Source organism: Marivita hallyeonensis, from assembly GCF_900129875.1.
GTDB lineage: Bacteria > Pseudomonadota > Alphaproteobacteria > Rhodobacterales > Rhodobacteraceae > Marivita > Marivita hallyeonensis.
In genome coordinates this window covers 989,860-1,014,694 of sequence record NZ_FQXC01000001.1, presented here as the reverse complement: position 1 = coordinate 1,014,694, position 24,835 = coordinate 989,860, and the positions used below count along the sequence as shown (strand labels likewise).

Here is a 24,835-nt window from a genome sequence, read left to right as displayed (position 1 = left end):
TCCGCTTAGTGCCTCAACGCTGTCGCTTTGGCGGCAGCTAGTCCGTCCTCAGCACGCTTGCCACTGCAGATGTTGGCGATCCTCAGAACATCAGCCGGAGTCCAGACCGCTGAGTAGTAATCTGCGTATTCGACCTTTGCGCCCATGTCAGAATAAGGGTTGATTGCGCGTATTGAAGCCAAGATGTGCCCGAATCCGCCAAGATTTGGTGCTATAGTCGTGACGTTGTATGCATGCTGACCGAGCGAATATTTTTCGCCTGCACCGCATTTGAGCAAAAAGGTAGCGATAGCCCAAGAGCAGTTCGTGCCTCTGACATCATAAGTACTCGTTGGATTGCCCGAGAATGAATGCCACCATTCCAAGCCTTTGCGCTCGTTGAGCCCCTTTATGGTTGTGTGCCAATCGCTTGGTCTGCCTTCCATTTCCACATCTTCGTTGTATCGCTCTAAAGCCCGGCCCGGCGCACTATCCTTCTTGTCCCCAAAATCAGGCCACCACGAAATGTAGTTGGGATTTCCGTCGAGAAAACACTGCGCAGACGCATGCCCCACACCAACCTTATTGGGCTGCCAAATCCTTACAATAATCATAATCAAATCCTCAAATACACCGATACCCGGTGTCATTACGAATATACTGCAGAACGGTTACGCGGAAATGTGGAACCAACAAGAATGCATTTTGAACAGCAATACGATCAAATGCAATTCGAACTAATGCCAAATTGACAACGCGGCATTTGGTGAAATGGTACCGACACCCCGGCTCGAACGGGGGACCTCTTGATCCACAATCAAGCGCTCTAACCAACTGAGCTATGTCGGCACTACGCGGCGGGATAACGGCAGGCCAAAAGCAATGCAAGACCCAACTGCGTCAAAGCGCGATCTCCCAGGCCTGCTCCACCAGATCAACGCCAAAGCTGTGCACCGGCTTCGACGAAGTGCAGGTCCAGCCGAATTTCCGATATAGCGCACAGGCCGCCGTATGGCTTTCATGCGTCCAGAGCTGCATCTTCCGGTATCCCATGTCCCGCGCGAACCCCATGCACGCCGTCAACAACTGCGTGCCCACCCCCTGCCCCCGCGCTTCGGGTGCCAATAGAAAGAGACGCAGCTTGGCCGTGCCCTCGTCCAGCCGCACGCAAAAGATGCTGCCAACCGGAACGCCATCCCGCTCCGCAATCCAGCCGCGCTCACAGGCCGGGTCATGCTCGTCCTGAAACGCCCGCAGGATCGACGCCACCAAAGGCGCGAAGGTGTCGTCGAACCCGTCGACCTCGCGGTAATGCACGCGGTGCAGCTCGACGAGCCAGTCGAAATCCTCCTGACCGTACGCCCGCAGCTGCACATCACCGCTCACAGCAGCAGCTCCCAGCTCTGGTTCTCCACCGTCTGCCCGAAGTCAGTCTCGGTCTGTCGATCGACGCAAACGAACCCGGCCCGTTCGTAAAGCCGGATCGCCCCGTGCAACTGGCCTTGCGTCCAAAGCACCATTTTGCCGTACCCCGCCTCCCGCGCGAACGCGATACAACGGTCCACCAGCTCCGCTCCGATCCCCTGCCCGCGCGCCAGCGGATCGACGAAAAACAACCGCAGCTTGGAGATGTCCGGATCGTCTGAATGCACGCACATGATCGTGCCCAGCCGCAGCCCCGCGCGCTCTGCAATCCAGACCCGGTCCCGCGTGGGATCGTGGTTGCGCAGATAGCCCACCAAGATTTCCGCCACCAACGCCTCGAACCCGGCATCGAACCCGTAGGTCAACCGCGCGAATTCGCTAAAGCGTTGGATCAACCAGCCCGATTCCCCGGGGGTCAGATCGCGATAGATCACCGGCGTCTCCGCAATCGCGTCCCCCGCGAGGTGATGCCGCAACCGGCCGACCGCTTCATCCGTGTGCAATGCGTTGACCTCCGGTACATCACCCAGCAAGGCTCCGGCGCGCACCCGCATCCGCTCCACCAGAACCGCCCGCTCCGCGCGGCCCTCGGGTGTCACTGACAAAACCCGGACGCGCCGGTCAGACTCCGAAACCCTCCGCACAACCCAGCGCCGCCGCTCGAATTTCGAGACGATCCGGCTGACATAACCTTCGTCCAGCCCCAGGTACTCGGCCAGAGCCCGCCCGGTCCACTCCCGCTCTCCAATCTCATAGAAGACCCGCACTTCGGTCAGCGTCAGGTCACTCCCCGCAAGTTGCGACCCGAACATGCCGACCGCGCGGGTCATATCGCGTGTCAGCGCACGGAAATTGTCGATACGATCCAAGGCGGCCTCCAAATTGCTTGCTGCAGTCAAGGATTTATCCTTGCTTCAGTCAAGCAAAATCCCGCCCTTGCGAGAAACCCCCGGTTTCGCTACTGCACCGTCCAGCGAAGGAGATGGGTCATGGGCATCAACGACGAACGCGATATCGAAGCCAACCTGCAAATCGGCCCCACCGATCAGGGAATGGTACGCCTCTTCGTGGCCGCTGATGGTGCCGAGATCCCGATGGACTTTTCCCCCGAAGAGGCCGAGGAAATCGCTGAAGAAATCCGCCTCGCCGCGCAGGCCGCGCGCAAGGTCAAGCCCAAGCGTTAAGCTGCGCCTCCGGGTCCCGCAGCGCGTGCAGACGCCGCGCCGCGTGGGTCGCGAACTTGCGGATCAGCTTGTTCCGCCGCGCCGCGGCCAGCTTGTCCTCCGGAGCCATTCGCACAATCTCGGCGTCATACGCATCGGCAATGATCAACCCCGTCTCGGCAGGCAGCAACTCGGTCGGGAACTCCAGATCGACGGCCCAGAAATACCGGTCGCACCACTCCAGATAGCCCTGCCATTTCTGATCCGACTGAAAATCGGCGCGGGATGACTTGCATTCGACGACCCAGACCTCACCCTTCGGGCCAAGCGCCATCACGTCCACACGCAAACCGCGATCCGGCACGAACTCCTCCACGACCGAGAAGCCGTGGCTCGCCAGATGGCGGCACACGCCGCGCGCCAGAAACTGTCCGGGTTGAAGATCGTCACGCATGTGGGGAAAGATGAACAAAGTGTGAACAAAAATCAAGCGTGACACAAAAAGAAACGCTCAGTTACCCTTGCCGCGCACCACTGGGCGCCTTAGGTCTGCGTGAGGCGGGCACTGCCCTTCTCGTGACTGGTTGCATTCCGGTGGCCTTAAGCAATTCCGAGGGAGTTGGCTCTGTCCGGGCCCTGGTCCGGTTACCCGACGCCCACCTGTATATACAGGTCCTCGGGAATGAGAGAACCGCACGGTTGGTGTGGTCCCGCCGCTTACTTCCTTGAAATACCGAGAATTCTGCTCGGCGCCGCTTCCACGCGGATCGACTCCAGCCCCGACGGCGTCCCACCGCGCGAAGCCTCTTCGGGTTTCAGCATCATGATGGCGATCCCGAACTGCACCCCTGCAAACACGATCCCATTGAACACCCACAGCAGGAAAACCGCCAGCGGACCCACGTCCGTGTGGGTGACCAGATACCAGAGGTTCGCCACGTTGAAGTACAGCACCATCGCCACAAACCCGGCGGCAATGCCAAAACCGATGGCACAGTGGCGAATATAAAGCTTGATGAGATCGGGCATGGTCTTTCCTTGCGTCACCTTTGACAGGATAGCGCCCAAGCCGCCCGGGTCAAAGCGCGCTTCGGCGCAAAACCGCTAGAAGGCCTCTGGTTTCGCCTCGCGTGCCATATGATCCAGCACGGCATTCACGAATTTCGGCTCTTTGCCCTCGGGGAAAAACGCCCGCGCCACGTCGACATATTCGGTGATGACCACCTTGGGGGGCGTATCGGTGCTCACCAGCTCCGCGCCCGCCGCCCGAAACAGCGCACGCAAGGTCGGATCGATCCGCGCAATCGGCCATTTCGCCACAAGCCCGCGATCCGTCATCTGGTCGATCTTCGCCTGCCAGTTCACAGCCTCTTCGGTGATCTCGCGGAACAGATCGACATCGCCTTCGACCAACGCCTCCGCGTCGTCTTCCTGCGCCAACCCGAAACGATGATCGACAAATTCCGACGCCACGCGATCCACCGACTGGCCGGACTGCTCCATCTGGAACAGCGCCTGAACGGCATAGAGCCGCGAGGCAGACCGCATGCGGCGCTTTTCATCTGACTTTCGGGATTTGGCAGGGCGGCTCATGCGGTTTTCGGACCTTTCGCATCACCCGCGATCTTCAACTCATCGGTGCTCGGGACAAATCCGACACCTTTGCGGGCCGCGCCCCACTTACGGCTGAGCGCGATCAGGTGCAAGGCCGCTGCCGCCGCACCGCCGCCTTTGTTCTGGCCGTCGACCTCGGCCCGCGCCTGCGCCTGACCCATGTTTTCAACGGTGAGGATACCATTGCCGATACACAACCCCTGCAGGCCAAGCAGCGTGATCCCGCGCGAACTGTCATTGCACACGGTCTCGTAATGGGTGGTCTCCCCCCGAATGACGCAGCCCAAGGCAACATAGCCGTCGAAGTTCGACATGCGCTCCGCGATCCCGATGGCTGTCGGCACCTCAAGGGCACCGGGCACTTCGACCAACTCATGCGTACCGCCACAGGCTTCGATCTCGGCCTTGGCCCCCGCGATCAACTGATCCGCGATGTCCTTGTAATACGGCGCGACCACGATCAGGATCTTCACGGGCCGGTCAAAGCTCGGCCGCTCAAGGGTGTAATGCTCAATCGACGCCATCAGCCCAACTCCGAAATTCTGCGTGTTCCAACGATTTCAAGCCCGTAGGCCTCCAGCCCAACCACCTTCGGTGTCGGTGAATTGGTCAAAAGCGTCAGCTTGGACAGGCCCAGGGACGACAGGATCTGCGCGCCCAACCCGTACTGGCGCAGGGTCTTCGGCGACACCTCGTCGCCCACATCCATCTTCATCGACGTATCGCGCAAAAGAACCACAACGCCACGTCCCTCGGCGGCGACCGCCTCCATCGCGTGCTGGAACTCATGCGCACGCCCCTTCGGTCCGGTGCCGATCACATCCAGCATCGGATCCATCGCGTGCATCCGCACCAGAACGGGATCGTCGCCCGACAGATCACCCTTGGTCAGCACGACATGCTCATCCCCATGCGTCTCGTCGGTATAGATCCGCATGTCCCACTCGCCTCCGAATTCCGAGGTGATGGTCTCCTGCTGCCGCACGCGGACAAGGTTGTCATTGCGGCGACGGTAGGAAATCAGATCGCTGATCGTTCCGATCTTGAGCCCGTGCAACTGCGCAAACGCCACCAGCTCCGGCAGTCGCGCCATGGTGCCGTCTTCATTCATGATCTCACAGATCACACCGGCCGGGTTCAGCCCCGCCAGACGGCTCACATCCACCGCCGCCTCGGTATGCCCGGCCCGCACCAGAACGCCACCGTCTTTCGCGCGCAGCGGGAACACATGCCCCGGCGTCGCGATGTCCTGCGCCCCTTTCGTGCCGTCGATCGCCACGGCCACCGTCCGCGCCCGGTCCGCCGCCGAGATCCCCGTCGTCACGCCTTCGCGCGCTTCAATGGAAATCGTGAACGCTGTCTCATGCCGCGACGAATTGTTCGTCGACATGAGTTCAAGCCCAAGCTCCGAAATCCGGCCCGACGTCATCGCAAGACAGATCAGGCCCCGCCCGTGCATCGCCATGAAGTTGATCGCATCCGGTGTCGCCCACTGCGCCGGGATCACCAGGTCGCCTTCGTTCTCCCGATCCTCGTGATCGACCAGAATGAACATTTTGCCGTTGCGCGCGTCCTCGATGATTTCCTCGACCGAGGAAATCGCGTCGCGCCAGTTCTCTTCGACCGGTCCGGGATTTTCAAATGTCGTCACGCAGGGCCTCCGTCTTTGCCACAGCGGACTTAGATCACGCAGTGCGAATTGACCAGTGGAACGTCCCGTACGGAAACTCCGGACGATCCGTACGGAAGACGGGGTCGACAGGGATTTTCAGCGGAAACTGCTGTTGTGGGGTGGACGTTCGCGGTCTGTCCGTACGACAGACCCAAGGATTCCGTACAAGATCAATCGAAAATGTCTTCCAGAACGTCAAAGGCCTCTTCAAAAAACCGCTTCGCCAGCGTTTTGCGCTTCTTCTTCTTTTTCTTCTTCAAAGTGCCCAGCTTCCGCTCCCACGACGGCAGCGGCGTAACACCCGCAGTCCGCTCCTTTTTCACAGGGCGCGCGGGATTGAATTCTGTTGTAGAAACAGGCGTTTGCACCTTGGCCGACGGCAGCATCTTCATGTCGTGCAACGGCGCACCACAGGCCGCACAGCTCAATTCATGCCGATCTTGCCCGCGCAACACCAAGGCCGCCCGGGTTCCGCAATAACAGCATGTCGCGATTTTCGTCCCGTGCGGCATGGTTTCTCCTTCGGCTAAGATATTGGTATCTCGTCCAAAACTTACAAGTCACACCCGTGTCGCATAAAGCGCGACCGCTGCGGCATTCGACACGTTCAAAGACCCAAACGCCCGCGCAAACGGAATCTTAAGCAACGCGTCACAGGTGTCTTTCGTCTTCGGCCGTAGCCCTGGCCCCTCAGCCCCGAGCACCAGCGCAATCGGGCGATCCCGAACCGGCGAAACCGCCTCTTCCAGCGTCTGCTCCGCTTCCCCGTCGAGCCCGAAGATCACGTAACCCATTGATCGCAAACGCTCCATCGCGTCGGCGAGGTTGCGCTCCCTCAGGTAGGGCTGCCGCTCCAACGCCCCTGACGCCGTCTTCGCCAGCGCCCCCGTCTCGGGCGCCGAATGGTGCAAAGTGCCCACAACCGCCGAAGCCCCGAACACCTCCGCCGACCGAAGGATCGCGCCCACGTTATGCGGATCGGTCACCCGGTCCAGCAAGATCATCCGCGGAGGACCATCCGGCCCGCCAAGCGCCACATCCTCCAACCGCCCCCAATTGAGCGGCTTCACTTCCAATGCGGCGCCCTGGTGCACGGACTGCGGATCGATCGGTGCCGCAAACTTGCGTGGATCGCTGAGCTCCGGAGAAATCCCAGCGGTTTCAATCGCTTCCGCAAGTTTCTGCTGCGCGTTCTGGGTCACGATCAACCGCAGCTTCTCGCGGCTCGGGTTCATCAGCGCATCCCGGACCGCGTGTAACCCAAAGAGCCACACCGTCTCGGCAGCCGCCGCTTTCTTCGACTGCTCCTTGGCCACCACCCATTTCGGTTTTTTGGCCATCCCAGCCCCTTCGATTGCACCCAGACTACATCGGATTTTCCTGTTGACGCCGCAAGGGGCCAATTGTAATCACCCGCTCACGCCGGGGTCAGCCCGGCCAGTGGGCGACAGGCCGCAAGGTGTGGCAGGGGACTGTAACTCCCTCGCGGAGACGCACGCTTGGTTCGATTCCAAGGTCGCCCACCACTATCCTCCTGATTTTGTTCGATTTGACTCTCGCATCATTGAAGCGTCCAATGCGCGCATGCGCACTGTAGATGACCTCCGAACCACCGCCCGGCTGCTGTTCGATGCCGCCGTAAAGGCCGCCGATCCGGCGGCGGCCGTGCAGCGCGGGTTTGCGGAAACTCCCCCGCCCAGTCCCAAAACCGGCGGACGCACCATCGTCATCGCGGTTGGCAAGGCAGCCCCGGCCATGCTTCGGGCGGCGATGGAGCGGCTGCCGAAGGTCGATGTGGCGCTTGCCGTCACACATCACGAGAACATGGCGCTTGTTCCGGGCGCCGAAGTATTGCGCGCAGGACATCCCGTGCCGGACGAAGCTGGGGCAGCAGCGGCCGATTGCGTCATCGAACTCCTTGAAACTGCGACAGAAAACGACGTGGTCGTCGCGCTCATCTCTGGCGGTGGATCGGCCCTGTTGCCCGCGCCTCCCGAAGGTGTGAGCCTCGCGGAGAAAGCGACGCTCAATGACCACCTGCTCGCGGGCGGTCTCGACATCGTCGAGATGAACATGATCCGCCAACAGGTCAGCCGCCTTAAGGGTGGTGGCTTCTCGCGCCTCGCCGCGCCCGCCCCGGTCTATGCATACCTCCTGTCCGACGTGATCGGCGACGATCTGCGCGCCATCGCGTCCGGACCCACGGTCAGCCCAATCGGTACGCCAGAAACCGCGATCAATAGCCTCAAGAACGCTCACCTCTGGGACCGCGTGCCGCCTTCAATTCAGGTCCATCTTGAGACAGCGCAACCTGCGGGAGCCGTTGAATCAAAATCACAAAATACGCTCTGCGGATCAAACCGCCTGTCGCTTGAGGCGATGCGCGACGCCGCGCGCTCCATGGGATTGCCCGCGACCATCGTCTCCGACCACCTGACCGGCGATGTAGCCGACGCCGCCGACAAGATCGTCGGTCAGATCAAGGACGTTCCCGCCCCGGCCGCGCTCCTGTTCGGTGGCGAAACCACGGTCAAGTTGACAGGCACCGGTCTTGGCGGTCGCAATCAGGAACTTGCGCTGCGGGTCGCCATGGCCGCGCCGAAGCTCGACGGCCAATGGGTGTTTCTCTCAGGCGGCACCGATGGCCGCGACGGGCCAACCGACGCAGCGGGTGGTCTTGTCGACGCAAATACATCGCAACGCATTGAGGATGCAGGCGAAAATGCGCAAGCACTCCTTGCTAACAATGACAGTCACGCCGCGCTGAAAGCTGCCGGAGACCTGCTCATCACGCAGGCCACGGGCACCAATGTCGCCGATGTTCAGGTCTTGTTGATCGCGCCCTGACGCCCCTCGAACCGCCGCAACGATACGCCCGCGTCAGAGAGCGCGGAACGCACCGTTTGCGCGATCTGAACCGCCGTCTTGCCATCGCCGTGCAGGCAGATCGTGTCTACCGCCGCTGGGATATGTTTGCCACTTTCGGTGATGATCGCGCCCGCCTTCACCATCTCGACCATCCTGCGCCCGGCAAGATCCGCATCGTGGATCACGGCCCCCGACAGACTCCGGTCGACCAGCGTCGCGTCGTCGTTATAAGCCCGGTCTGCAAAGATCTCGCCCGCCCAGCGGCAGCCCAGCGCTTCGACCGCCGCCTGCTGCTGTGTCGCGGCGAGGACCATGATGATGATATCGGGATCAACCGACAGCGCGCCCTCGTAACAGGCTTGCGCCATCTCCGCGTCCTCGGATGCCATGTTGGCCAGCGCACCGTGCAGCTTCAGATGCCGCACCATCCCGCCAACGGATCGCGCCATCGCCTGTGCCGCACCAAGCTGGTAGCGCACAAGATTGCGCAAGCTATCCTGCGGTATCTGCATCTTGCGACGTCCAAAGCCCTGCAGGTCCGGAAACCCGGGATGCGCGCCAATGCCCACGTCTTTTTCCACGGCAAGAGCCATCGTGTCGGCCATAACATCCCAGTCGCCCGCGTGAAACCCGCAAGCCACGTTGGCCGAGGTGATCACATCCAGCAATTCGGCATCCGATCCCATCGGCCACGGCCCAAAGCTTTCCCCCATATCTGCATTCAGATCGACATGCATTTCCATGTTTCCCTTACCTTATTTCGGATCACCGGATGTCGCCCCACTGATCAGCTGGTAGCTCAGAAGATCGCGGATCTGCGATGGGTCGCGCACCAGCGGTTTGCAGAGTTTGGGCAGCGACGCCAGATACGCGCGATGCCGCCTTTCGGCATCAAGCGCTTCGTCCCGGCTGACAAAACGAAACGACAGGGTTTTGCCCGCCGGCACCTGCGCGGCTTTGGCGAGGTCCGCCGGAATCACGGTCCCGATCCGTGGATACCCCCCGGTGGTCTGGCTTTCCGCCATCAACAGGAACGGAACCCCGTCGCCGGTCATCTGGATGTCGCCCGGTACAACCGTCTCGGACAGGATGTTCAGCCCACCTTTGGCCTGAAACCCCGCACCATCCGAGTTGAGCCGCATCCCCATCCGGTTGGCACGCGCGTCGCGGGTAAAGGTCGTGGCCTCGAACCGGCCGCGCGTTTCGGCATCGAACAAGTCGGTCTGGAAGCTGGCGACCATCCGGATCGCACCGCCGTCGAAGCGCGCGTCGGTCGGCAGGGACAAACCGGTCTCTGCGCCGTTGTCCGGTCCAATCGGCAAAACCTGACCGTCTGAAATCGCAGCACCCACCTTTGCCGCAAGATGCGCCGACCGGGCGTACAACATCTCTGGCGTCGCGATTCCGCCGCCCACATGAAGATACCCGACACTGCCCGCCGTCACCGGCCCAATCGTCAGCCGCGCGCCTTTTGGCAGACGATGCGAGGCGTTCCAGACAAGGGTTGTTTCGTCGATCTGCGCGCGCATTGGAGCGCCGGTGAGTGCAATCCGGATGTCATCGCGCGCTTCGAACACGCCACCCGCGCCAGGCATTTCGAGCGCGGCAAGCCCTGCCGACTGCCCCAGCAGCGCCGCCCCTTCCGCAAGCGCCACACGGTCGAGCGCGCCACCCCGCGATAGCCCGTAGGCAAGATACCCGGTGCGGCCCATGTCCTGCACCGTGACGCCGGGCGCGATGCGGTGGACCTGCAGCGCGGTCATGTGATCGCCTCGATCTCTGCGCCGCCGTCGGGATCAGAGGCGAAGCGGTCCAGCGCATCCGCCTCGACGGGCACGAACTGCACCTCGTCTCCGGGGCGCAGGAAGAACGGATCGTCGCTGTCGGCTCGAAAGAGTTTGAGCGCCGTCTGCCCAACATGCCGCCATCCGGTCGGGTTGCTGACGGAAAACAGGACGAGCTGACGGATCGCCACCACCAGCGCGCCTTCCGGCACCGCCTTAGTCAAAGCCGTCTGGCGCGGGATGTTCCAGTGTTCGGGCAAAAGGCCAAGATAAGGCTGGCCCGGTGCAAACCCGATGGTCTGCACCCGAACACGTGCTTCGGCCAGGTCTGCCTTGGCCACGTCGACCGAGACACCCGCCGCCTGCGCCGCTTCCTCAAGCTGTGGCGCATGGGTGCCACCATAAACGGTCGGAACCCGGATGAACCTGCGCCCGGTGGGCATCGGTGCTGCGTGCCAGTCCTGATCTTCCAGCAACGCGGTGAGTTTTGCGGTCAGGTCCGCGTGGCTCTGGTGTAGTGGATCGAACCGCACGAATGCGGACACAAGCGATGGCGCGCACTCCTCGACGCCGTCCAGACCGGCGCGTTCGACCGCCGCAGAGAACGCCAGCGCGGCACGGTTTGCCGGCTCTGTCAGGCTGTCGCCGAACGTCACAAGCATCCCGCACAGACCGGCGGGCCGAATTGTCGGTACAAATGGAGCGGTGGCTTGGTCGTTCATGCCTCAGGCGTACCACGCAAAGCCGATGAGGCAAGTCGCTAGTGCAACTTGTCCTCTCTCGGTCGCTCGGCCTCGGCCGCTTCAAGCGCGGCCTCGATGTCTTCCGGATCTTCGGACGGAACGGCATATTGCCCGTTGAGCCATCGGCCCAGGTCCAAGTCAGCGCAGCGTTTCGAACAAAACGGGCGCAGCTGTTGCGATGTCTCTTTCCCGCAAATCGGGCAGCTCATCTCAGCACCTCATCTAGTGGCAGGCGATCGCGTTTGCGTTGCAGCTCTATATGGCCCAGCGGCGTCCAGCCAACAAATGTCGTCTCGACACTGTCGCGCTTCAATGCGGCGCGCAGGGCGGATTCGATCTTGCGGCGATCTTTCTTCGCGGTTGGGGCGGGGTCGATGACCACCTGGCCGCCCAGCCCGCGCAGCCGCAACTGGCGCGGCAAGTCCTTCACCGCCGCCAGATTGGCCTTGAGACCCGCCGCGGGGCTGGTGTCGCCACCCGTATTCACATCTACCGCCACCAGTGCGCGTGTCGGCTCAACTGCCATGGAGGCCCGCGCGCCCAACGGCACGTCCCGCGTCCGCAGCGCATCCAACACGTCCAGAACCCCGTGGCGTTCGAAACTGCCCTCCGCCGTATCGATCTCTGCCTTGTCGGTCCATTCGCGCCAGGCCAGCAGGTGCGGACCGTCGCCTTCGACAAGCGTCTCGGCGTCGCCCTGCGCGTCCGCCGTGACCTGCGCCGCCAGATTCGCCATGGCAGTAACATCGCCAGCGATCTCGTCCGCATCCGCGCCATCGCAAGACGAGCGCAGGATCAGACCGAAGCCGCCGTCGTGCATGGCCTCATGCGCAATCTCAAGCAAAGTTTCCCGGGCATCGTCGTCCTTGATCCGGCGCGACACGTTGATGCCCGGCGCGTCCGGCGTGACAATTGCGTAGCGGCTCTTGAACAGGACCTTCGCTGTCACCGGAATCGCCTTGCCCGGTTCCGCGTAGCCGGTGACCTGTACCAAAAGCGGTTGGCCAGGGGACAACCCTTTGACCTGCCGCACAAAGGCCGACCCATCCGGCGTCCGCAGAAACATGCCGCCCTGACCCTTCATCGGGCGCTCGACAATCGCGCGGTAGATCGTGCCCGGCGCGGGCAGGTCGCTGGCGACAAACAGGTCCTCGACCCGTCCGTCCACCATCAGGGCAGCGGCCTCAACCCCGTTCACATGGTCCAACGCAATCAACTGTCCCTTCATGCGCCGGCCTCGTAGAGCGGATAGCCCGCGGCAACCAGAAGGTTCGCTGTCTCTGCCAGTGGCAAGCCCACAACTGCGCTGAAACTGCCGTTGATCCACGGGACGAACGCGCCAGCAGGTCCCTGGATCGCATAGCCGCCCGCCTTTCCGCGCCAATCGTCGCTGGCGAGGTAGGCGTTTATCTCTGCGTCATTGAGGGATTTGAGCTTCACTTGGGTGACCACATCGCGCTCCCAAAGGTTGTCACCGCGGCGAACTGCAATGGCCGTGACGACGCGATGGCGACGACCGGACAACATGTAAAGAAACTCCGCCGCTTCCGCCGCATCGGCGGGCTTGCCCAAGATGCGCCGACCGAGGGCAACCGTCGTATCTGCCGAAAGCACGATCTCGTTTGCGTCAGCCGGGATCGCCAACGCCTTTTCGCGCGCAAGCCGCACGCAGTAGGGACGTGGCAACTCACCGGGCAACGGGTCTTCATTGATGTCCGGGGGACGGATGTCATCCGCCTCGACCCCGATCTGCGCCAAAAGCTCTCTGCGCCGCGGACTGCCGGAGCCGAGGATCAATCTGGGTTTAGTCATGAAACTCCGCACCCCGTCCGAACCTCGGAACCCGGTCTTCGGGATGCGAACATGCGTTATTTGAAGCGGTAGTTGATCCGACCCTTGGTCAGATCATACGGCGTCATCTCGACTTGAACCTTGTCGCCAGCCAGAACGCGGATGCGGTTTTTCCGCATCTTGCCTGCCGTATGTGCGATGATCTCATGGCCGTTTTCCAGCTCGACCCGAAACGTCGCGTTAGGCAGGAGTTCCTTCACGACACCGGGAAATTCGAGCGTATCTTCCTTGGCCATGGTTTCTCCTTCGTAAGAGCCCCGCCATAGTGCAGGGCGCGCTACTAAATGGGGCCAAATCGCCAGATTATCAAGGGCAATTCAGCCGAGTTTCCGCGTTGCGGCAATGAAATCACGCCCCGTCTGTTCGTCCCAGTGCCGCCGATTGAGCACCACGCCATCCGCCCGCACATGCGCGATCTTGTCCAGATCGACCTCTGCATAGGTCCAGCCGGGCGTGTTTAGAACACCCTCCGCAAGGACACCCGTGGCAGGAAAACCGGTGTCCGGAGGCCCGAAAACACCGCCCATCCCGGTGTTTTCATCCACCGATTGCGACCAGTCGCAAGATCCGACGGTCGAGGCCATGACGGTCACACACTGATTTTCCAGAGCCCGCGCCATGGCGCCGATCCTGACCCGCGAATACCCGGTCAAGGCTTCGGTGCAGGAGGGCACGAGGATAAGGTCCGCCTCGGCCATCGCGCGACCCAGTAGCGGGAATTCGGCGTCATAACAGATCAGGATGCCGATCCTGCCCAGTGTCGTCTCGAAAAGCTGCAATGGTCCGCCCGGGACCACGCCCCATTCCTCGCGCTCGAAGCGGGTCATAATCTGCTTGTCCTGATGGCCCACGCTCCCGTCCGGCGCGAAGAACCGCGCCCGGTTCACCGGGCGATCCCCGAGGGCGCAATCGAAGACCGGTGCAGAGGCCGCAAGGATGTACACGCCGAACTCCTGTGCCAGCGCGCGATGTATCGCGTCCGCCTCGGGAACACGATCTGAGACAGCGCGCAGAGACGCCTCCAGATCCAACGCCGCCTCGCGCCCCGCAAGCGTGGCCAGCTCCATCGCTCCATATTCCGGGAACACCAGCAGGTCAGCGCCGCGCGCCGCCGCGTCACTCACCCATCGCTTCAGCTTGTCAGCGTAAGCATCTAAGCCTGAAAGGAAATCCATTGAATACGCTGCGGTTGCCACTTTCACTGCTCATCTCCCCTGAAGGTACGCATCCAGACCTGCAATGGCTTCATCGTCTCTGCAACCTGATCCACGTCCTTCCATCTGAACTGCGCCACCGCTCCCTCCAGCGGCCGATACCCGCGTTTGCGCCAGAACGGCTCTAGCGATCGATAGTCGCTCGGCCGCATCGGGTGGTCTTCCGGGCGCATCACGGCGCAGAAAGCCGAAATCGACGCGCCCAGCGAACGCGCATGTGTCTCCCGAAGATCGAAAAACCGATGCCCGACGCCTTGCCCGCGATACTCCGGCAAAAGCACCGACTCGGCGCAGTAGAACACATCCTCCAACGCGATGCCGGTTCCGTCAAAGGCCGCCGCGAAATCATCGGCATGATCAGCCATCGGCGTTCCCGTCGCCGCACCGACGAGGCGATCGCCATCGAACGCGCCCACGAGGATCGCCGCTTCGCTCTTTCGGTAGGTCTCAAGGTAGCGCCGCTCGTAGTCCAGATCGCCGTCGTAAAGATACGGCCACTCGCGAAACACCGCGATCCGCAACGCGGCCACATCCTCCAGCGCCGCGTCCAGCGCAGCGCCTGTCAGAGCCTGAACGCGCATCACGACACCTGACGGATCCAGTCACTGAGATTGTAATATGTCACCACCCGCGTGATCTTGCCGTCCGCCATCGAGAAGAACGATCCGGCAGGAAGACGGTATCCCTGCCCCTGCGCCTCCGGTAGCCCCGTGTCGGTCTCAAGATAGGTGCCGTTGACCATGTATTCGGCAGCGCCGCGCATTCCGTCTTCGGCCGTAAAGATCACAAGTTCGGTCAGAGTCTCATCATAGCACCGCGCCATATGATGGCAGAAGGCCTCGAAACTGTCCTTGCCAATCCGCACATCACCTTCGTTGACATGGTGCGCGACGTCATCCGACAGACAGTCCACCATGCCCACGATATCCTTGCGGTTGAAGGCATCGAAATACCGTTCCAACGTCAGTCTGCTCATATGTGGCCTCCCCATTTCCGGCTGAGCTGATCAACCAACTGATCGCGTGTCTGCCGATACGCGTTCAATTTCTGCTCGCGCGTTTCCCCCAGACCGGTCGGGTCCATGATCGGCCAGTATTCCACCGTCAGGTGATAGAATCGTGTCAGATCGAGCGCCCTGCGCTGCGACGCGGGCGACAGGGCAACGATCAGGTCGAAGCCGGACAGGGCCTCGCCGTTTTCCTCAAGCTCATCGAAACTCCGGGACCGGTGACGCTGCAACTCGACCCCGATCTCTTCGCAGACGGAAATGGCAAACCCGTCGATCTCAAGATCATTCATCACGCCCACGGATTGCACGTAGGTTTCAAAGCCGTAGAGCTTTTTCATGATGCCTTCGGCCATGGGGGACCTGACGGCGTTGTGGTCACAGCAAAACAGGATCGACTGCGGCAGCGCCCCCACGCTTAACCCCCGAAGTGCAGAACGCAGACCAGCGTGAACAGCCGCCGGGCAGTGTCATCATCAACCGTGACCTTGCCCTCCAGCCTCTCCTGCAAGATGCGCGCGCCTTCGTTGTGGATGCCGCGCCGCGCCATGTCGATGGTCTCGATCTGGCTGGGCGGCAGTGTCTTCACCGCGTCGAAGTAGCTTTTGCAGATCTGGAAATAGTCCTTCACCACCTGCCGGAACGGCGTCAGCGACAGATGAAACTCCGCCGCTTTTTCATGCGCTTCCGTGGTGACATCGAACACCAGCCGCTTGTCGCGGATCGACAGACCCACATGATAGGGCCCCGGCGGTACGGGCCGTCCGTCGCGGTCGGGCAGTTCGAACGTGTTGTGCTCCATCAAATCGAACATTGCCACGCGGCGTTCCTGTTCGATCTCGGGGGTCGGCGGCGGCAGGTTGGCGTCGTCGAGCTCGATATGGGCAATGCGGGTCATGGGCGGTGTTCCTTAATCTGCGCACCTCCCTAACGCGCGGTGTCTGGTCTCGCAACGCGCCGTTCGTCTAACGCCGCGTTTCGTCCTCACCGGGCAGTAAACCATATCTTGCGGCGACATCCCAAACATGACGCGGTACCATGTTCTTGATTTTCGCCGGATGCGCACGGCGCAGGTGCAAAATTGTCTCAATCGCCTTCATCTCGACCCGCGCCCGCGCAAATTCGAGGCCCCTTGGCCCGGTGCGCGGCTGCAACCACGCAACGATGGGCCGCACCCAATCCGGCATCCGCCGCAATGGCAATCCGCCCGCCGCGCGCTCGGTATTGGCCATGAAACCTTTGACCGCCGCATCCCGCTTGCCCTTGTCGGTCAGCGGCGCGGTCACAACCTTATCGCCCAGGCGCGCCAGCACCTCCGCTCCACGAGCATTGCGCACAATCAGCCACTGATCGCCATCGCCGCCCATATAGCCGACCGTGATGTCCGCGAGACGATTGGTGTAATCAACGCAGGTCTTGCAGGTCATGGGAAAGAAATCGGACGGCAGGTTCGACAGCGGCAGCTTCAGAAACGGAACGAAACGCGGCTTGCGGCCATCGTCAAACCGCAACTCGACCCGATAGTCGGCGCGAAACTCCAGATAAGAGACCGTGTCGGGCTTGTCGTCCAGTAGCTTCAGAAACGCGTGGAAATTCGCGGTCGTCGTGTTGTCCGAACAGGGCGTTCCGATCACCGTGATCTCGTCAAACCCAAGCTCGGCCTCCAGCGCGCGCAGCGCGTAGACCTGACACGGCACGCCAACCAGGGCCAGGCGCCGATACCCCGCCGCCCGCGCCGGTTCCAGAAGCGCCAGCAAAGGCCCGTAGCCCATGCGCATGCCCCGGCATTGCGCCATGTCGCCGGGGTCGGTCACGATCACCGGCAAGGGTTTCCAACGGTCCTCCGGATCGGGCGCGGTTGCCAGAACCGCATCGACCGCCCCTGCACGCAACAACTCCGCCGCCAGCGCCGTTGTCAAACCCGTCCATTGCGCCCCCTCCGCGGCGGGCTCCAGCCGGGCGCGATGCATGGCCTGCGTCACGCCGAAGAACGCTTCGTCACCACCGCCAGCGGTCCGTCCGTGCACCGCGCGCTCAAAACCCTCGTAATCCGGCTGGATGAACTGGCAGGCCCGCCCGCAGGCACGGCCATCGCCCATGCGTGACACACCGCAGTCGGTACACAGCCCCGCACGCGGCGCGCCCCCGATTTCCGGCACGCTCAACCCGATGCGACCACCGTCCATGTCCGACTCCGCTCACAGCAATGTGTCAACCCTAGTTGACACTTTCGCGCAGCGCCAGTCCCTTCTTCTTTTTCCAAATATGCAAACGAGACACCGACACGCACACTTGCTCCTCAAATGCGTTGCGTATCCAAAAGCGCCAGAAACCAGAGCGCGTCAGCGCACCTTCAGCGTCGCCAGACCGATGAGCGCGAGGATCAGCGAAATGATCCAGAACCGGATGACGATCTGCGGCTCGGCCCAGCCCTTCTTCTCGTAGTGGTGGTGGATCGGCGCCATCAGGAAGACGCGCTTCCCGGTCCGCTTGAAGTAGAGCACCTGAATGATCACCGAGAGCGCCTCGACCACGAACAAGCCGCCGACGATGGCCAGAACGATCTCGTGCTTCGTCGCCACCGCAATCGCCCCCAAGGCGCCTCCCAGGGCAAGCGATCCGGTATCGCCCATGAAGACCGCCGCAGGCGGCGCGTTGTACCACAGAAAGCCAAGGCCCCCGCCGAAGATGCCAGCGGTAAAGATCAGGATCTCCCCTGTCCCCGGCACGTAATGCACGTCGAGATACTCGGTGAAGTCGACCCGTCCCACCGCGTAGGCGATCACGCCCAGCGTTCCGGCGGCGATCATCACGGGCATGATGGCCAGACCGTCCAGCCCATCCGTCAGGTTCACCGCATTCGCCGCACCGACGATGACGATCACCGAAAACGGGATGAAGAGCAGACCCAGGTTCAACAGCGTGTCCTTGAACACCGGGAAGGCCAGTTTGTAGGTCAGATCATCCGGATGGTACTGCGCAGCCCAGTACGCAGCCACCGCGGCGATCAGAAAACCCAGCAGCAATCGCAGCTTACCGGACACACCTGCAGTATTTTGTTTCTTCACCTTGGCATAGTCATCGGCAAACCCGATCAGCGCGAAACTCATCGTGACAAAGAGAACCATCCAGACAAACGGGTTGTCCCATCGCGCCCAGAGCAAGGTCGACGTCAGAAGCGCCCCAACGATGAGAAGCCCGCCCATCGTCGGCGTCCCTGCCTTCGAGAAATGCCCTTCCGGCCCATCCTCGCGGATCGGTTGCCCCTTGCCCTGACGTTTGCGCAACACGTTGATGAGCGGTTTGCCGAACAGAAACCCGAACAGCAACGCAGTCAAAAACGCCCCACCCGCTCGGAAGGTGATGTAGCGGAAGAGGTTGAAGAAATCGCCTCCATCGGACAGCAGGGTCAACCAATACAGCATGAACTCTTATCCTCTGCCCTCAGATCGCGGCTCGCTTTCGCCCATATCCCGGATCGCGTCAACCACGCGGGCCAGCGCCATGGAGAGCGATCCCTTCACAAGGATCACATCGCCTGCATCCAACAGTCTGGGCAGGTCTGCCGCCATCTCGGCCGATGTCTCGCGCCACAGACCGCGCTGGCGATCCGGCAGCGCGTCGTAGAGATGCCGCATCAGCGGCCCGACACAATGCACCCGGTCAAGGTCTTGCGTCGCCGGAAGCTGCGCCAGACCGGCGTGAAGATCGGGGCCGGTGGGGCCCAACTCCTTCATGTCACCCAGCACCGCAATGCGCCGTCCCCGGCTCACACGGCCGATGTCATGCTGGACCGGGGCCGATGCCAACACCGCCAGCGATGCCCCGACCGAGGCCGGGTTGGCGTTATAGGCATCGTCGATCAGGGACAGCGTCGTGTTGCGATCCGCCGGGTCAAGCGCAACGGTCACCGTCTGCCCGCGTCCTGCCCCCGGCTGCCACCGCCCGATGGCGGCGAGTGACAGCGCCCGGTCCAGACCCAAGGCTTCGCACACCGCGAGAACCGCGGCACCGTTGACCGCGAAATGCCGTCCCGGCGCGTCGATCTTGTACAGCAATTCTGCGCCGTTCGTCCGCGCCTGCACGACGCTACCGGTGTCACTCACACGCAGATCGGTCACCTGCATGTCGCACCCCTGGCTTTCCCCGAACGACACGCTGACGCCACCACACCGCTTTGCCCACTCGGACAGGATGCCCGACGTCGGCAGATCACCGTTCCAGATCGCCACGCCGCCCGGTTCCAGCCCCTCATAGATCGACGCCTTCTCATGCGCGATCCCGTCGATGCTCTCGAAGGCTTCCAGATGCGCGGGCGCGACAATCGTGACCATCGCAACATGCGGCCGTGCCAACCGGCTGAGCGGTGCGATCTCACCGGGGTGGTTCATACCGATCTCGATCACCGCGAACTCGGTGTCTTTCGGCATCCGGGCCAGCGTCAGAGGCACGCCCCAATGGTTGTTGTAGCTCGCTTCCGCCGCATGGACGCGCCCGTGTGCGCCCAGAACCGTGCGCAACATCTCTTTCGTCGAGGTCTTGCCGACCGACCCCGTCACGCCGACGACCCGCGCTTCCGTCCGCGCCCGACCCGCGCGGCCCAGAGCCTCCAACCCGGTCTGCACATCGTCCACGATCAGCAGCGGCGCATCGTCGGCCACGCCTTCCGGCACGCGCGACACCAAGGCCGCCGCAGCACCCTTATCGAGCGCCTGCGCCACGAAATCATGCCCGTCCCGCGCGGCTTTCAGCGCAATGAACAGGTCGCCCGGCTGCAACGTGCGTGTGTCAATCGATACCCCGGTCGCGGTCCAGTCGGTTGTCACCTGTCCGCCTGTGGCCTCCGCCGCTTCTGCGCTGGTCCAAAGGGTCATGCGAGTTTCCCGTCCAGCGCGGCCACAGCGACGCTGGCCTGTTCCACATCGTCAAACGGATAGACGGTGTCACCCACGATCTGCCCGGTCTCATGACCCTTCCCGCAGATGAGCAGCGCATCACCGGGGCCGAGCGCATCGACGCCGCGCAGGATCGCCTCTGCCCGGTCGCCAACCTCGGTCGCCTCCGGCGCACCGTCCAGCACCGCCGCGCGGATGGACGCCGGGTCCTCCGAGCGCGGATTGTCATCCGTCACGATCACCTGATCTGCATGTTCTGCCGCAGCCGCGCCCATTAACGGCCGCTTGCCCGCATCCCGGTCCCCCCCGGCACCGACGATGGCCACCAGCCGACCCATCACATGAGGCCGCAGCGCCTGACAGGCGGTCGCCACAGCGTCAGGCGTGTGCGCGTAATCGACGTAAACCGCCGCGCCATTGGTTCGTGTCGCGGCAAGCTGCATACGTCCGCGCACGGTCTCCAACTCGGGCAGAACCGCGAACACGCGATCCGGCTCTGCGCCGCTGGCGATCACCAGCCCCGCCGCGATCATGACGTTTTCAGCCTGAAACCCGCCGACGAGGTTCAGTCGTGTCTGGAACGTCTCGCCGCCGAACCGGATGCGCACGTCCTGCCCGGTGCCATCAAACCGCTGGCCCAGCAGGGTCATATCTGCCCCGCCATCCCGGCCCACGGTCATGACTTCCTGCCCGCGCGCCCGGGCGATGGCCACCATATCCACGCCGCGCGCGTCGTCGATATTGATGACAGCGATCCCGTCCTCGGGCAGCACCCGTGCAAACAATCCCGCCTTGGCGTCGAAATACGCCTCAAAGCTCTCGTGGTAATCCAGATGGTCCTGCGTGAAATTGGTGAACCCCGCCGCGCGCAGGTTCACCCCGTCAAGCCGCCGCTGCGCCAATCCGTGCGAAGACGCCTCCATCGCCGCGTGAGTGATCCCGGCCTCGGTCGCGCCCGCCAAGGCCCGGTGCAGCGTGATCGGCTCGGGCGTTGTGTGCGCCAAGGGCGCTTCCCAATCGCCCTCAACACCAGTCGTGCCCAGATTGACCGCCTGATGGCCCAGCAACTGCCAGATGCGCCGCACAAAGCTCGCCACGCTGGTCTTGCCGTTGGTGCCGGTCACCGCGACGACGGTGTCCGGCTGCGCACCGAACCAAAGCGCTGCGGTGAAGGCCAGCGTCTGGCGCGGATCGGCGGCGATGATCACGGCCGCTGTGGACCCATCCAAAACGTCGCGCGCGATCTCGGCTCCTTCGGTATCCGTCAGAACCGCGGCCGCGCCCATGCGCAAGGCATACTGGATGAATTCTCCGCCATGCATGCGTGTGCCCGGCAAGGCGGCAAAAAGATAGCCGTCCTTCACGTCCCGGCTGTCCACCGCCAGACCGGTGACAAACGCATCTGCCCCGCCGCGCGCGGTCAGGCCCAGTTCGCTCAGGCTTTTGGCGTCTGCCCCCATGACGCGCCCCTCTTGTCGTTGCTCGACCAAGGGCGTGCCCTCAGTTCGAGGTGTTGATGATGCCCGTCAAATGCCTTGTTTCGACATCGGGCCGCAAGCCCAGAAGCGGCGCAACCCGGCGGATCATCTCCGCTGCAACGGGTACAGCCGTCCACCCGGCGGTGCGACGCGGCTTAGTTCCGCTGGTCTCAACCGGCTCGTCCAGGGTCACGATAAGCACGTATTTCGGGTCGGTCGTCGGAAAGACCGAGGCAAAGGTGTTGATTACCTTGTCCTTGTAGTACCCGCCACCGCGCCGCTTCGGCTTGTCCGCCGTGCCGGTCTTGCCGCCGACATGGTAGCCCGGCACCTCGCCAAAGCTGGCCGTGCCCTCGGTCACAACTTTTCGCAGCATTTCAAGGGATTGCGCGGCGGTGCGCTCTGACATGACCCGCGGACCAAGCCGCGGCCCATCCTGCCGCAACAGGGTGGGCGCCACATAGTGCCCGCCATTCGCAATCGCCGCGTACCCAGCTGCGAGGTGCAGCGGGCTGGAACTCAGACCGTGACCGTAAGAAATCGTCACGCTCGACAGTTCCGTCCACTTCTGTGGCAAAAGCGGCTGACCGCCTTTCGCTTCCACGATCTCAAGCGGTGTGGGCTCGAAGAACCCGAGGTCCTCGAGGAACTCTTTCTGACGCTTTGACCCGATCGACAGCGCCATTCGACCGGTACCCCGGTTCGAGCTTTTGACGATGATGTCGGACACTGACAACGGCCCGTAATTCTTGTTGTTGAATTCACCGATCTTGAACCCGCCCACTTTCATCGGGCCGGAGGTGTCGATCACAGTCCCAGGGTTCACCAGCCCAAGCTCAAGCGCCTGCGCCGAAGCAAAAATCTTGAAGGTCGAACCAAGCTCATAAACCCCCTGCACAGCCCGGTTGAACAAGGGGCTGTCCGAGGCATCGCCCTCGGTCAAAGGTCGCGGACGGTCGTTCGGGTCGAAATCGGGCAGCGACGCGATAGAGATCACTTCACCGGTGTGCACATCCATCAGCACACTCGCCGCGCCCTTCGCGTTCAAAAGTTTCATCCCGCCCAGAAGGACCCGTTCTGCCGCCGACTGGATCGTCAGATCAATCGACAATTGCAGCGGCGCACCCTCGCGCGCGGGATCGCGCAATTCCTTGTCAAAGAACTTCTCGATCCCGGCGGTGCCGATAACTTCGGCAGAATGAACACCTTCGCGGCCAAAGCTCGCGCCGCCCAGGATATGCGCTGCCAGGGCGCCGTTGGGATAAAGCCGCATCTCGCGCGGGCCGAACAAGAGTCCGGGCTCCCCGATATCATGCACGCTTTGCTTCTGCTCTGGGCTCAATTTCTTGCGCACCCACATAAACTTGCGATTGCCAGTGAAATCTTTGCGCAAACGGTCGTGATCAAGCTCTGGAAAAATCTTCACAAGTTCGGTTGCAGCGCGTTCCGGATCGATCATCTGCTGGGGGTGCGCGTAGAGCGAAAACGTCTCCATATTGGTCGCCATGATGCGACCCTTGCGGTCGACGATATCGGCGCGATTCGCGATGATCGAGGCTCCCGTGGCCTGCGCGCGCGGCTCCATCGGCTCTGACGCCGCCAGCGTTCCCATGCGTGCTCCGACGACACCGAACGCGCAGAAGAACATCACCGCCATGACCAAAAGGCGACCCTCGGCGCGCAACCGCGCCTTGTCGCGCATCTGCTCGTGCCGAATCCGCAGATTTTCACGCTCAATGGCATCCGGGTTCTCGCCCTTGCGGCGGGCGTCAAGGATGCGGGCCAGGGGACGAAGCGGCGTGCGGATCATTCGTTCGCTCCGGCGCTGGAAACCTCAATCGGATCAGTGATCGGCACTTCGGGCGGCTTGGGATAGGCGACTTGGTCGACCCGCCCGAACTGATCCGGCTGCAACGGCATCAGACGCAACCGGTCGAAATTCACCTCGGCCAGATCGCGCAGCCGGTCGGGACGGTTCAGATAGGCCCATTCCGCCTTGAGCACGGCCAGCCGCGCCCGTGCGTCGCGAATCTCTGCCCGCACCGCCTGCGCCTCGCCCAGCGCCGCCTGAGTCTTGTAGTTCTCGTGATAGGCCCAGAACGCGGCGCCAATCACCGTGAGAAAGGTCAGAACATACATGAGCGACCGCATCAGCGTGCCTCCTTCAGTTGCGGCAGAGCGATTTGTCCTGCGTCGATATCTCCGGCAGGCGCGTCCGTGCGCCGCGCCACGCGCAGTTTGGCCGATCGCGCGCGCGGATTCGCGGCGACCTCTTCGGGATCGGGACCCACTGCCTTCCGGGTGACGATCTCGAACGCGGGTGCAACAGCTTCGACCTCGGGCGCGTAGCGATTCGCGCGCCCGGTCTGCCCGGCGCGCGACTGCATGAAGCGCTTGACCATCCGGTCCTCGACCGAATGGAAACTCACGACAGCCAGCAATCCACCGGCCTTGAGCACCCGCTCCGCCGCCATCAGCCCGCGCATCAGTGCGCCGTATTCATCGTTCACCGCAATGCGGAGCGCCTGAAAGCTGCGCGTCGCAGGATGTGACTGGTTCGGCTTCGGACGCGGTAGGCAGGTCTCGATGATGCCAGCCAGTTCCAAAGTCCGCGTGATCGGCGTGATCTTGCGCGCCGCGACAATCGCCTTCGCGATCCGTCGCGAGGCCCGCTCTTCGCCGTAAGTGTAAAGGATATCGGCCAAATCCACCTCAGCGGCTTCATTGACGATATCCGCCGCAGACGGCCCGTCCTGCCCCATCCGCATGTCGAGCGGGCCGTCTTTCATAAAGGAAAACCCGCGCTCCGCCCGATCCAGCTGCATTGACGACACGCCCAGATCAAGAACCACACCATCCACGTCGGACGCGATTTCGTCCATCTCGGCAAAATTCGCCTGATGCAGTTCGATCCGACCCGCGTAGTCGCCAAGCCAATCCGCCGCCATCTCATGCGCCAGCGGATCGCGGTCGATGCCAATGACCTTCTCCGCGCCCGCCGCGATCAATCCGCGCGCATAGCCGCCCGCGCCAAAGGTCCCATCGATCCAGACACCGGACACCGGCGCGACGGCCCGCAAGAGCGGGCCAAGCAGGACGGGAATATGCGGGTCAGGGACTGTCGTGGCAGCGGCAGCGGACAT

Annotated in this window: 31 protein-coding genes, 2 tRNA genes and 1 other RNA gene; 4 read left to right on the top strand and 30 right to left on the bottom strand. The window is 62.6% G+C overall.

Annotated elements, in window-relative coordinates:
* Window positions 1-5 precede the first annotated feature (5 nt).
* The 4 genes from BUA42_RS05165 to BUA42_RS05150 form a co-directional block, all read right to left on the bottom strand.
* Window positions 6-629, bottom strand: a complete 624-nt coding sequence (locus BUA42_RS05165; RefSeq protein WP_072776568.1) for a hypothetical protein — start codon at window positions 627-629, stop codon at window positions 6-8.
* 122 nt (window positions 630-751) lie between these two features.
* Window positions 752-828 (bottom strand) — tRNA-His (locus tag BUA42_RS05160).
* Between the two features lie 51 nt (window positions 829-879).
* Window positions 880-1,365, bottom strand: a complete 486-nt coding sequence (locus tag BUA42_RS05155; protein WP_072776567.1) for a GNAT family N-acetyltransferase — start codon at window positions 1,363-1,365, stop codon at window positions 880-882.
* On the bottom strand, window positions 1,362-2,273 hold the full coding sequence (locus tag BUA42_RS05150; RefSeq protein WP_143152615.1) for a bifunctional helix-turn-helix transcriptional regulator/GNAT family N-acetyltransferase: 912 nt from the start codon (window positions 2,271-2,273) through the stop codon (window positions 1,362-1,364). The genes BUA42_RS05155 and BUA42_RS05150 overlap by 4 nt, the downstream gene beginning before the upstream one ends.
* Window positions 2,274-2,393: 120 nt before the next feature.
* Here BUA42_RS05150 and BUA42_RS05145 point away from each other — a divergent pair, with 120 nt between their 5' ends.
* Window positions 2,394-2,588, top strand: coding sequence for a DUF6324 family protein (locus BUA42_RS05145; RefSeq protein ID WP_072776566.1), 195 nt, complete (start codon window positions 2,394-2,396; stop codon window positions 2,586-2,588).
* On the opposite strand, the gene BUA42_RS05140 is transcribed toward BUA42_RS05145, so the two are convergent.
* Window positions 2,572-3,021 carry an MmcB family DNA repair protein gene (locus BUA42_RS05140; RefSeq protein ID WP_072776755.1) on the bottom strand — a complete coding sequence of 150 codons (450 nt, stop codon included), beginning with the start codon at window positions 3,019-3,021 and terminating at the stop codon, window positions 2,572-2,574. The two genes, BUA42_RS05145 and BUA42_RS05140, sit on opposite strands and share 17 nt — an antisense overlap.
* A gap of 105 nt (window positions 3,022-3,126) precedes the next feature.
* On the opposite strand from BUA42_RS05140, the gene ssrS reads away from it, so the two are divergent.
* Window positions 3,127-3,282: non-coding RNA, 6S RNA (gene ssrS / locus BUA42_RS21500), on the top strand.
* Between the two features lie 2 nt (window positions 3,283-3,284).
* Here ssrS and BUA42_RS05135 read toward each other — a convergent pair.
* The 6 genes from BUA42_RS05135 to rlmB form a co-directional block, all read right to left on the bottom strand.
* The gene (locus BUA42_RS05135) at window positions 3,285-3,596 is read right to left on the bottom strand and encodes a hypothetical protein (protein ID WP_072776565.1); all 312 of its coding nucleotides are present in this window, start codon (window positions 3,594-3,596) and stop codon (window positions 3,285-3,287) included.
* 75 nt (window positions 3,597-3,671) lie between these two features.
* Complete coding sequence (gene nusB / locus BUA42_RS05130) at window positions 3,672-4,160, bottom strand: transcription antitermination factor NusB (RefSeq protein ID WP_072776564.1); 489 nt, start codon at window positions 4,158-4,160, stop codon at window positions 3,672-3,674.
* Entirely contained in the window at window positions 4,157-4,705 is a 549-nt protein-coding gene (locus BUA42_RS05125) for a 6,7-dimethyl-8-ribityllumazine synthase (protein ID WP_072776563.1), read from the bottom strand. Before BUA42_RS05125 ends, nusB begins: the two co-directional genes overlap by 4 nt.
* On the bottom strand, window positions 4,705-5,832 hold the full coding sequence (gene ribB, locus BUA42_RS05120; protein WP_072776562.1) for a 3,4-dihydroxy-2-butanone-4-phosphate synthase: 1,128 nt from the start codon (window positions 5,830-5,832) through the stop codon (window positions 4,705-4,707). Before ribB ends, BUA42_RS05125 begins: the two co-directional genes overlap by 1 nt.
* A 191-nt stretch (window positions 5,833-6,023) precedes the next feature.
* A complete protein-coding gene (locus tag BUA42_RS05115; RefSeq protein WP_072776561.1) occupies window positions 6,024-6,365 on the bottom strand; it encodes a hypothetical protein in 342 nt (113 codons plus the stop codon).
* Window positions 6,366-6,413: 48 nt separating this feature from the next.
* Entirely contained in the window at window positions 6,414-7,193 is a 780-nt protein-coding gene (gene rlmB, locus BUA42_RS05110) for a 23S rRNA (guanosine(2251)-2'-O)-methyltransferase RlmB (RefSeq protein WP_072776560.1), read from the bottom strand.
* 102 nt (window positions 7,194-7,295) lie between these two features.
* Between rlmB and BUA42_RS21105 the strand changes: the two genes are divergently transcribed.
* A tRNA-Tyr gene (locus BUA42_RS21105) sits at window positions 7,296-7,379 on the top strand.
* Between the two features lie 58 nt (window positions 7,380-7,437).
* Window positions 7,438-8,700: a glycerate kinase type-2 family protein gene (locus BUA42_RS05105; protein WP_072776559.1), complete on the top strand. Its 1,263-nt coding sequence runs from the start codon at window positions 7,438-7,440 to the stop codon at window positions 8,698-8,700.
* On the opposite strand, the gene BUA42_RS05100 is transcribed toward BUA42_RS05105, so the two are convergent.
* The 19 genes from BUA42_RS05100 to rsmH form a co-directional block, all read right to left on the bottom strand.
* Window positions 8,676-9,464 carry a LamB/YcsF family protein gene (locus BUA42_RS05100; RefSeq protein WP_072776558.1) on the bottom strand — a complete coding sequence of 263 codons (789 nt, stop codon included), beginning with the start codon at window positions 9,462-9,464 and terminating at the stop codon, window positions 8,676-8,678. The genes BUA42_RS05105 and BUA42_RS05100 overlap by 25 nt on opposite strands.
* A gap of 12 nt (window positions 9,465-9,476) precedes the next feature.
* A complete protein-coding gene (locus BUA42_RS05095) occupies window positions 9,477-10,484 on the bottom strand; it encodes a 5-oxoprolinase subunit C family protein (RefSeq protein ID WP_072776557.1) in 1,008 nt (335 codons plus the stop codon).
* Window positions 10,481-11,227, bottom strand: a complete 747-nt coding sequence (locus tag BUA42_RS05090; protein ID WP_072776556.1) for a 5-oxoprolinase subunit B family protein — start codon at window positions 11,225-11,227, stop codon at window positions 10,481-10,483. The genes BUA42_RS05095 and BUA42_RS05090 overlap by 4 nt, the downstream gene beginning before the upstream one ends.
* Before the next feature lie 38 nt (window positions 11,228-11,265).
* Window positions 11,266-11,457, bottom strand: coding sequence for a DNA gyrase inhibitor YacG (locus BUA42_RS05085; RefSeq protein WP_072776555.1), 192 nt, complete (start codon window positions 11,455-11,457; stop codon window positions 11,266-11,268).
* Window positions 11,454-12,476, bottom strand: coding sequence for a ribonuclease E/G (locus tag BUA42_RS05080; protein ID WP_072776554.1), 1,023 nt, complete (start codon window positions 12,474-12,476; stop codon window positions 11,454-11,456). Before BUA42_RS05080 ends, BUA42_RS05085 begins: the two co-directional genes overlap by 4 nt.
* Window positions 12,473-13,060 (bottom strand): Maf family protein, encoded by a 588-nt coding sequence (locus BUA42_RS05075; RefSeq protein ID WP_072776553.1) that lies wholly within the window; start codon window positions 13,058-13,060, stop codon window positions 12,473-12,475. The genes BUA42_RS05080 and BUA42_RS05075 overlap by 4 nt, the downstream gene beginning before the upstream one ends.
* A 56-nt stretch (window positions 13,061-13,116) precedes the next feature.
* Window positions 13,117-13,335 carry a translation initiation factor IF-1 gene (infA, locus tag BUA42_RS05070; RefSeq protein ID WP_005978431.1) on the bottom strand — a complete coding sequence of 73 codons (219 nt, stop codon included), beginning with the start codon at window positions 13,333-13,335 and terminating at the stop codon, window positions 13,117-13,119.
* Between the two features lie 81 nt (window positions 13,336-13,416).
* Entirely contained in the window at window positions 13,417-14,301 is an 885-nt protein-coding gene (locus BUA42_RS05065) for a carbon-nitrogen hydrolase family protein (RefSeq protein ID WP_072776552.1), read from the bottom strand.
* Window positions 14,298-14,894, bottom strand: a complete 597-nt coding sequence (locus BUA42_RS05060; protein WP_072776551.1) for a GNAT family N-acetyltransferase — start codon at window positions 14,892-14,894, stop codon at window positions 14,298-14,300. Before BUA42_RS05060 ends, BUA42_RS05065 begins: the two co-directional genes overlap by 4 nt.
* Window positions 14,894-15,289 (bottom strand): ketosteroid isomerase-related protein, encoded by a 396-nt coding sequence (locus tag BUA42_RS05055; RefSeq protein WP_072776550.1) that lies wholly within the window; start codon window positions 15,287-15,289, stop codon window positions 14,894-14,896. Before BUA42_RS05055 ends, BUA42_RS05060 begins: the two co-directional genes overlap by 1 nt.
* The gene (locus BUA42_RS05050) at window positions 15,286-15,735 is read right to left on the bottom strand and encodes an arsenate-mycothiol transferase ArsC (protein ID WP_072776549.1); all 450 of its coding nucleotides are present in this window, start codon (window positions 15,733-15,735) and stop codon (window positions 15,286-15,288) included. The genes BUA42_RS05055 and BUA42_RS05050 overlap by 4 nt, the downstream gene beginning before the upstream one ends.
* A gap of 2 nt (window positions 15,736-15,737) precedes the next feature.
* The gene (locus BUA42_RS05045; RefSeq protein WP_072776548.1) at window positions 15,738-16,217 is read right to left on the bottom strand and encodes a UPF0262 family protein; all 480 of its coding nucleotides are present in this window, start codon (window positions 16,215-16,217) and stop codon (window positions 15,738-15,740) included.
* A 67-nt stretch (window positions 16,218-16,284) separates the two neighbouring features.
* Window positions 16,285-17,505 carry a Coenzyme F420 hydrogenase/dehydrogenase, beta subunit C-terminal domain gene (locus BUA42_RS05040; RefSeq protein ID WP_072776547.1) on the bottom strand — a complete coding sequence of 407 codons (1,221 nt, stop codon included), beginning with the start codon at window positions 17,503-17,505 and terminating at the stop codon, window positions 16,285-16,287.
* Between the two features lie 156 nt (window positions 17,506-17,661).
* On the bottom strand, window positions 17,662-18,744 hold the full coding sequence (gene mraY / locus BUA42_RS05035; protein WP_072776546.1) for a phospho-N-acetylmuramoyl-pentapeptide-transferase: 1,083 nt from the start codon (window positions 18,742-18,744) through the stop codon (window positions 17,662-17,664).
* 6 nt (window positions 18,745-18,750) lie between these two features.
* Complete coding sequence (locus BUA42_RS05030) at window positions 18,751-20,193, bottom strand: UDP-N-acetylmuramoyl-tripeptide--D-alanyl-D-alanine ligase (protein ID WP_072776545.1); 1,443 nt, start codon at window positions 20,191-20,193, stop codon at window positions 18,751-18,753.
* Window positions 20,190-21,674 carry a UDP-N-acetylmuramoyl-L-alanyl-D-glutamate--2,6-diaminopimelate ligase gene (locus BUA42_RS05025; RefSeq protein ID WP_072776544.1) on the bottom strand — a complete coding sequence of 495 codons (1,485 nt, stop codon included), beginning with the start codon at window positions 21,672-21,674 and terminating at the stop codon, window positions 20,190-20,192. The genes BUA42_RS05030 and BUA42_RS05025 overlap by 4 nt, the downstream gene beginning before the upstream one ends.
* A 40-nt stretch (window positions 21,675-21,714) precedes the next feature.
* Entirely contained in the window at window positions 21,715-23,502 is a 1,788-nt protein-coding gene (locus BUA42_RS05020; RefSeq protein ID WP_072776543.1) for a peptidoglycan D,D-transpeptidase FtsI family protein, read from the bottom strand.
* Window positions 23,499-23,843: a cell division protein FtsL gene (gene ftsL / locus BUA42_RS05015; protein WP_178346854.1), complete on the bottom strand. Its 345-nt coding sequence runs from the start codon at window positions 23,841-23,843 to the stop codon at window positions 23,499-23,501. Before ftsL ends, BUA42_RS05020 begins: the two co-directional genes overlap by 4 nt.
* Window positions 23,843-24,835 (bottom strand): 16S rRNA (cytosine(1402)-N(4))-methyltransferase RsmH, encoded by a 993-nt coding sequence (gene rsmH, locus BUA42_RS05010; RefSeq protein WP_072776541.1) that lies wholly within the window; start codon window positions 24,833-24,835, stop codon window positions 23,843-23,845. The genes ftsL and rsmH overlap by 1 nt, the downstream gene beginning before the upstream one ends.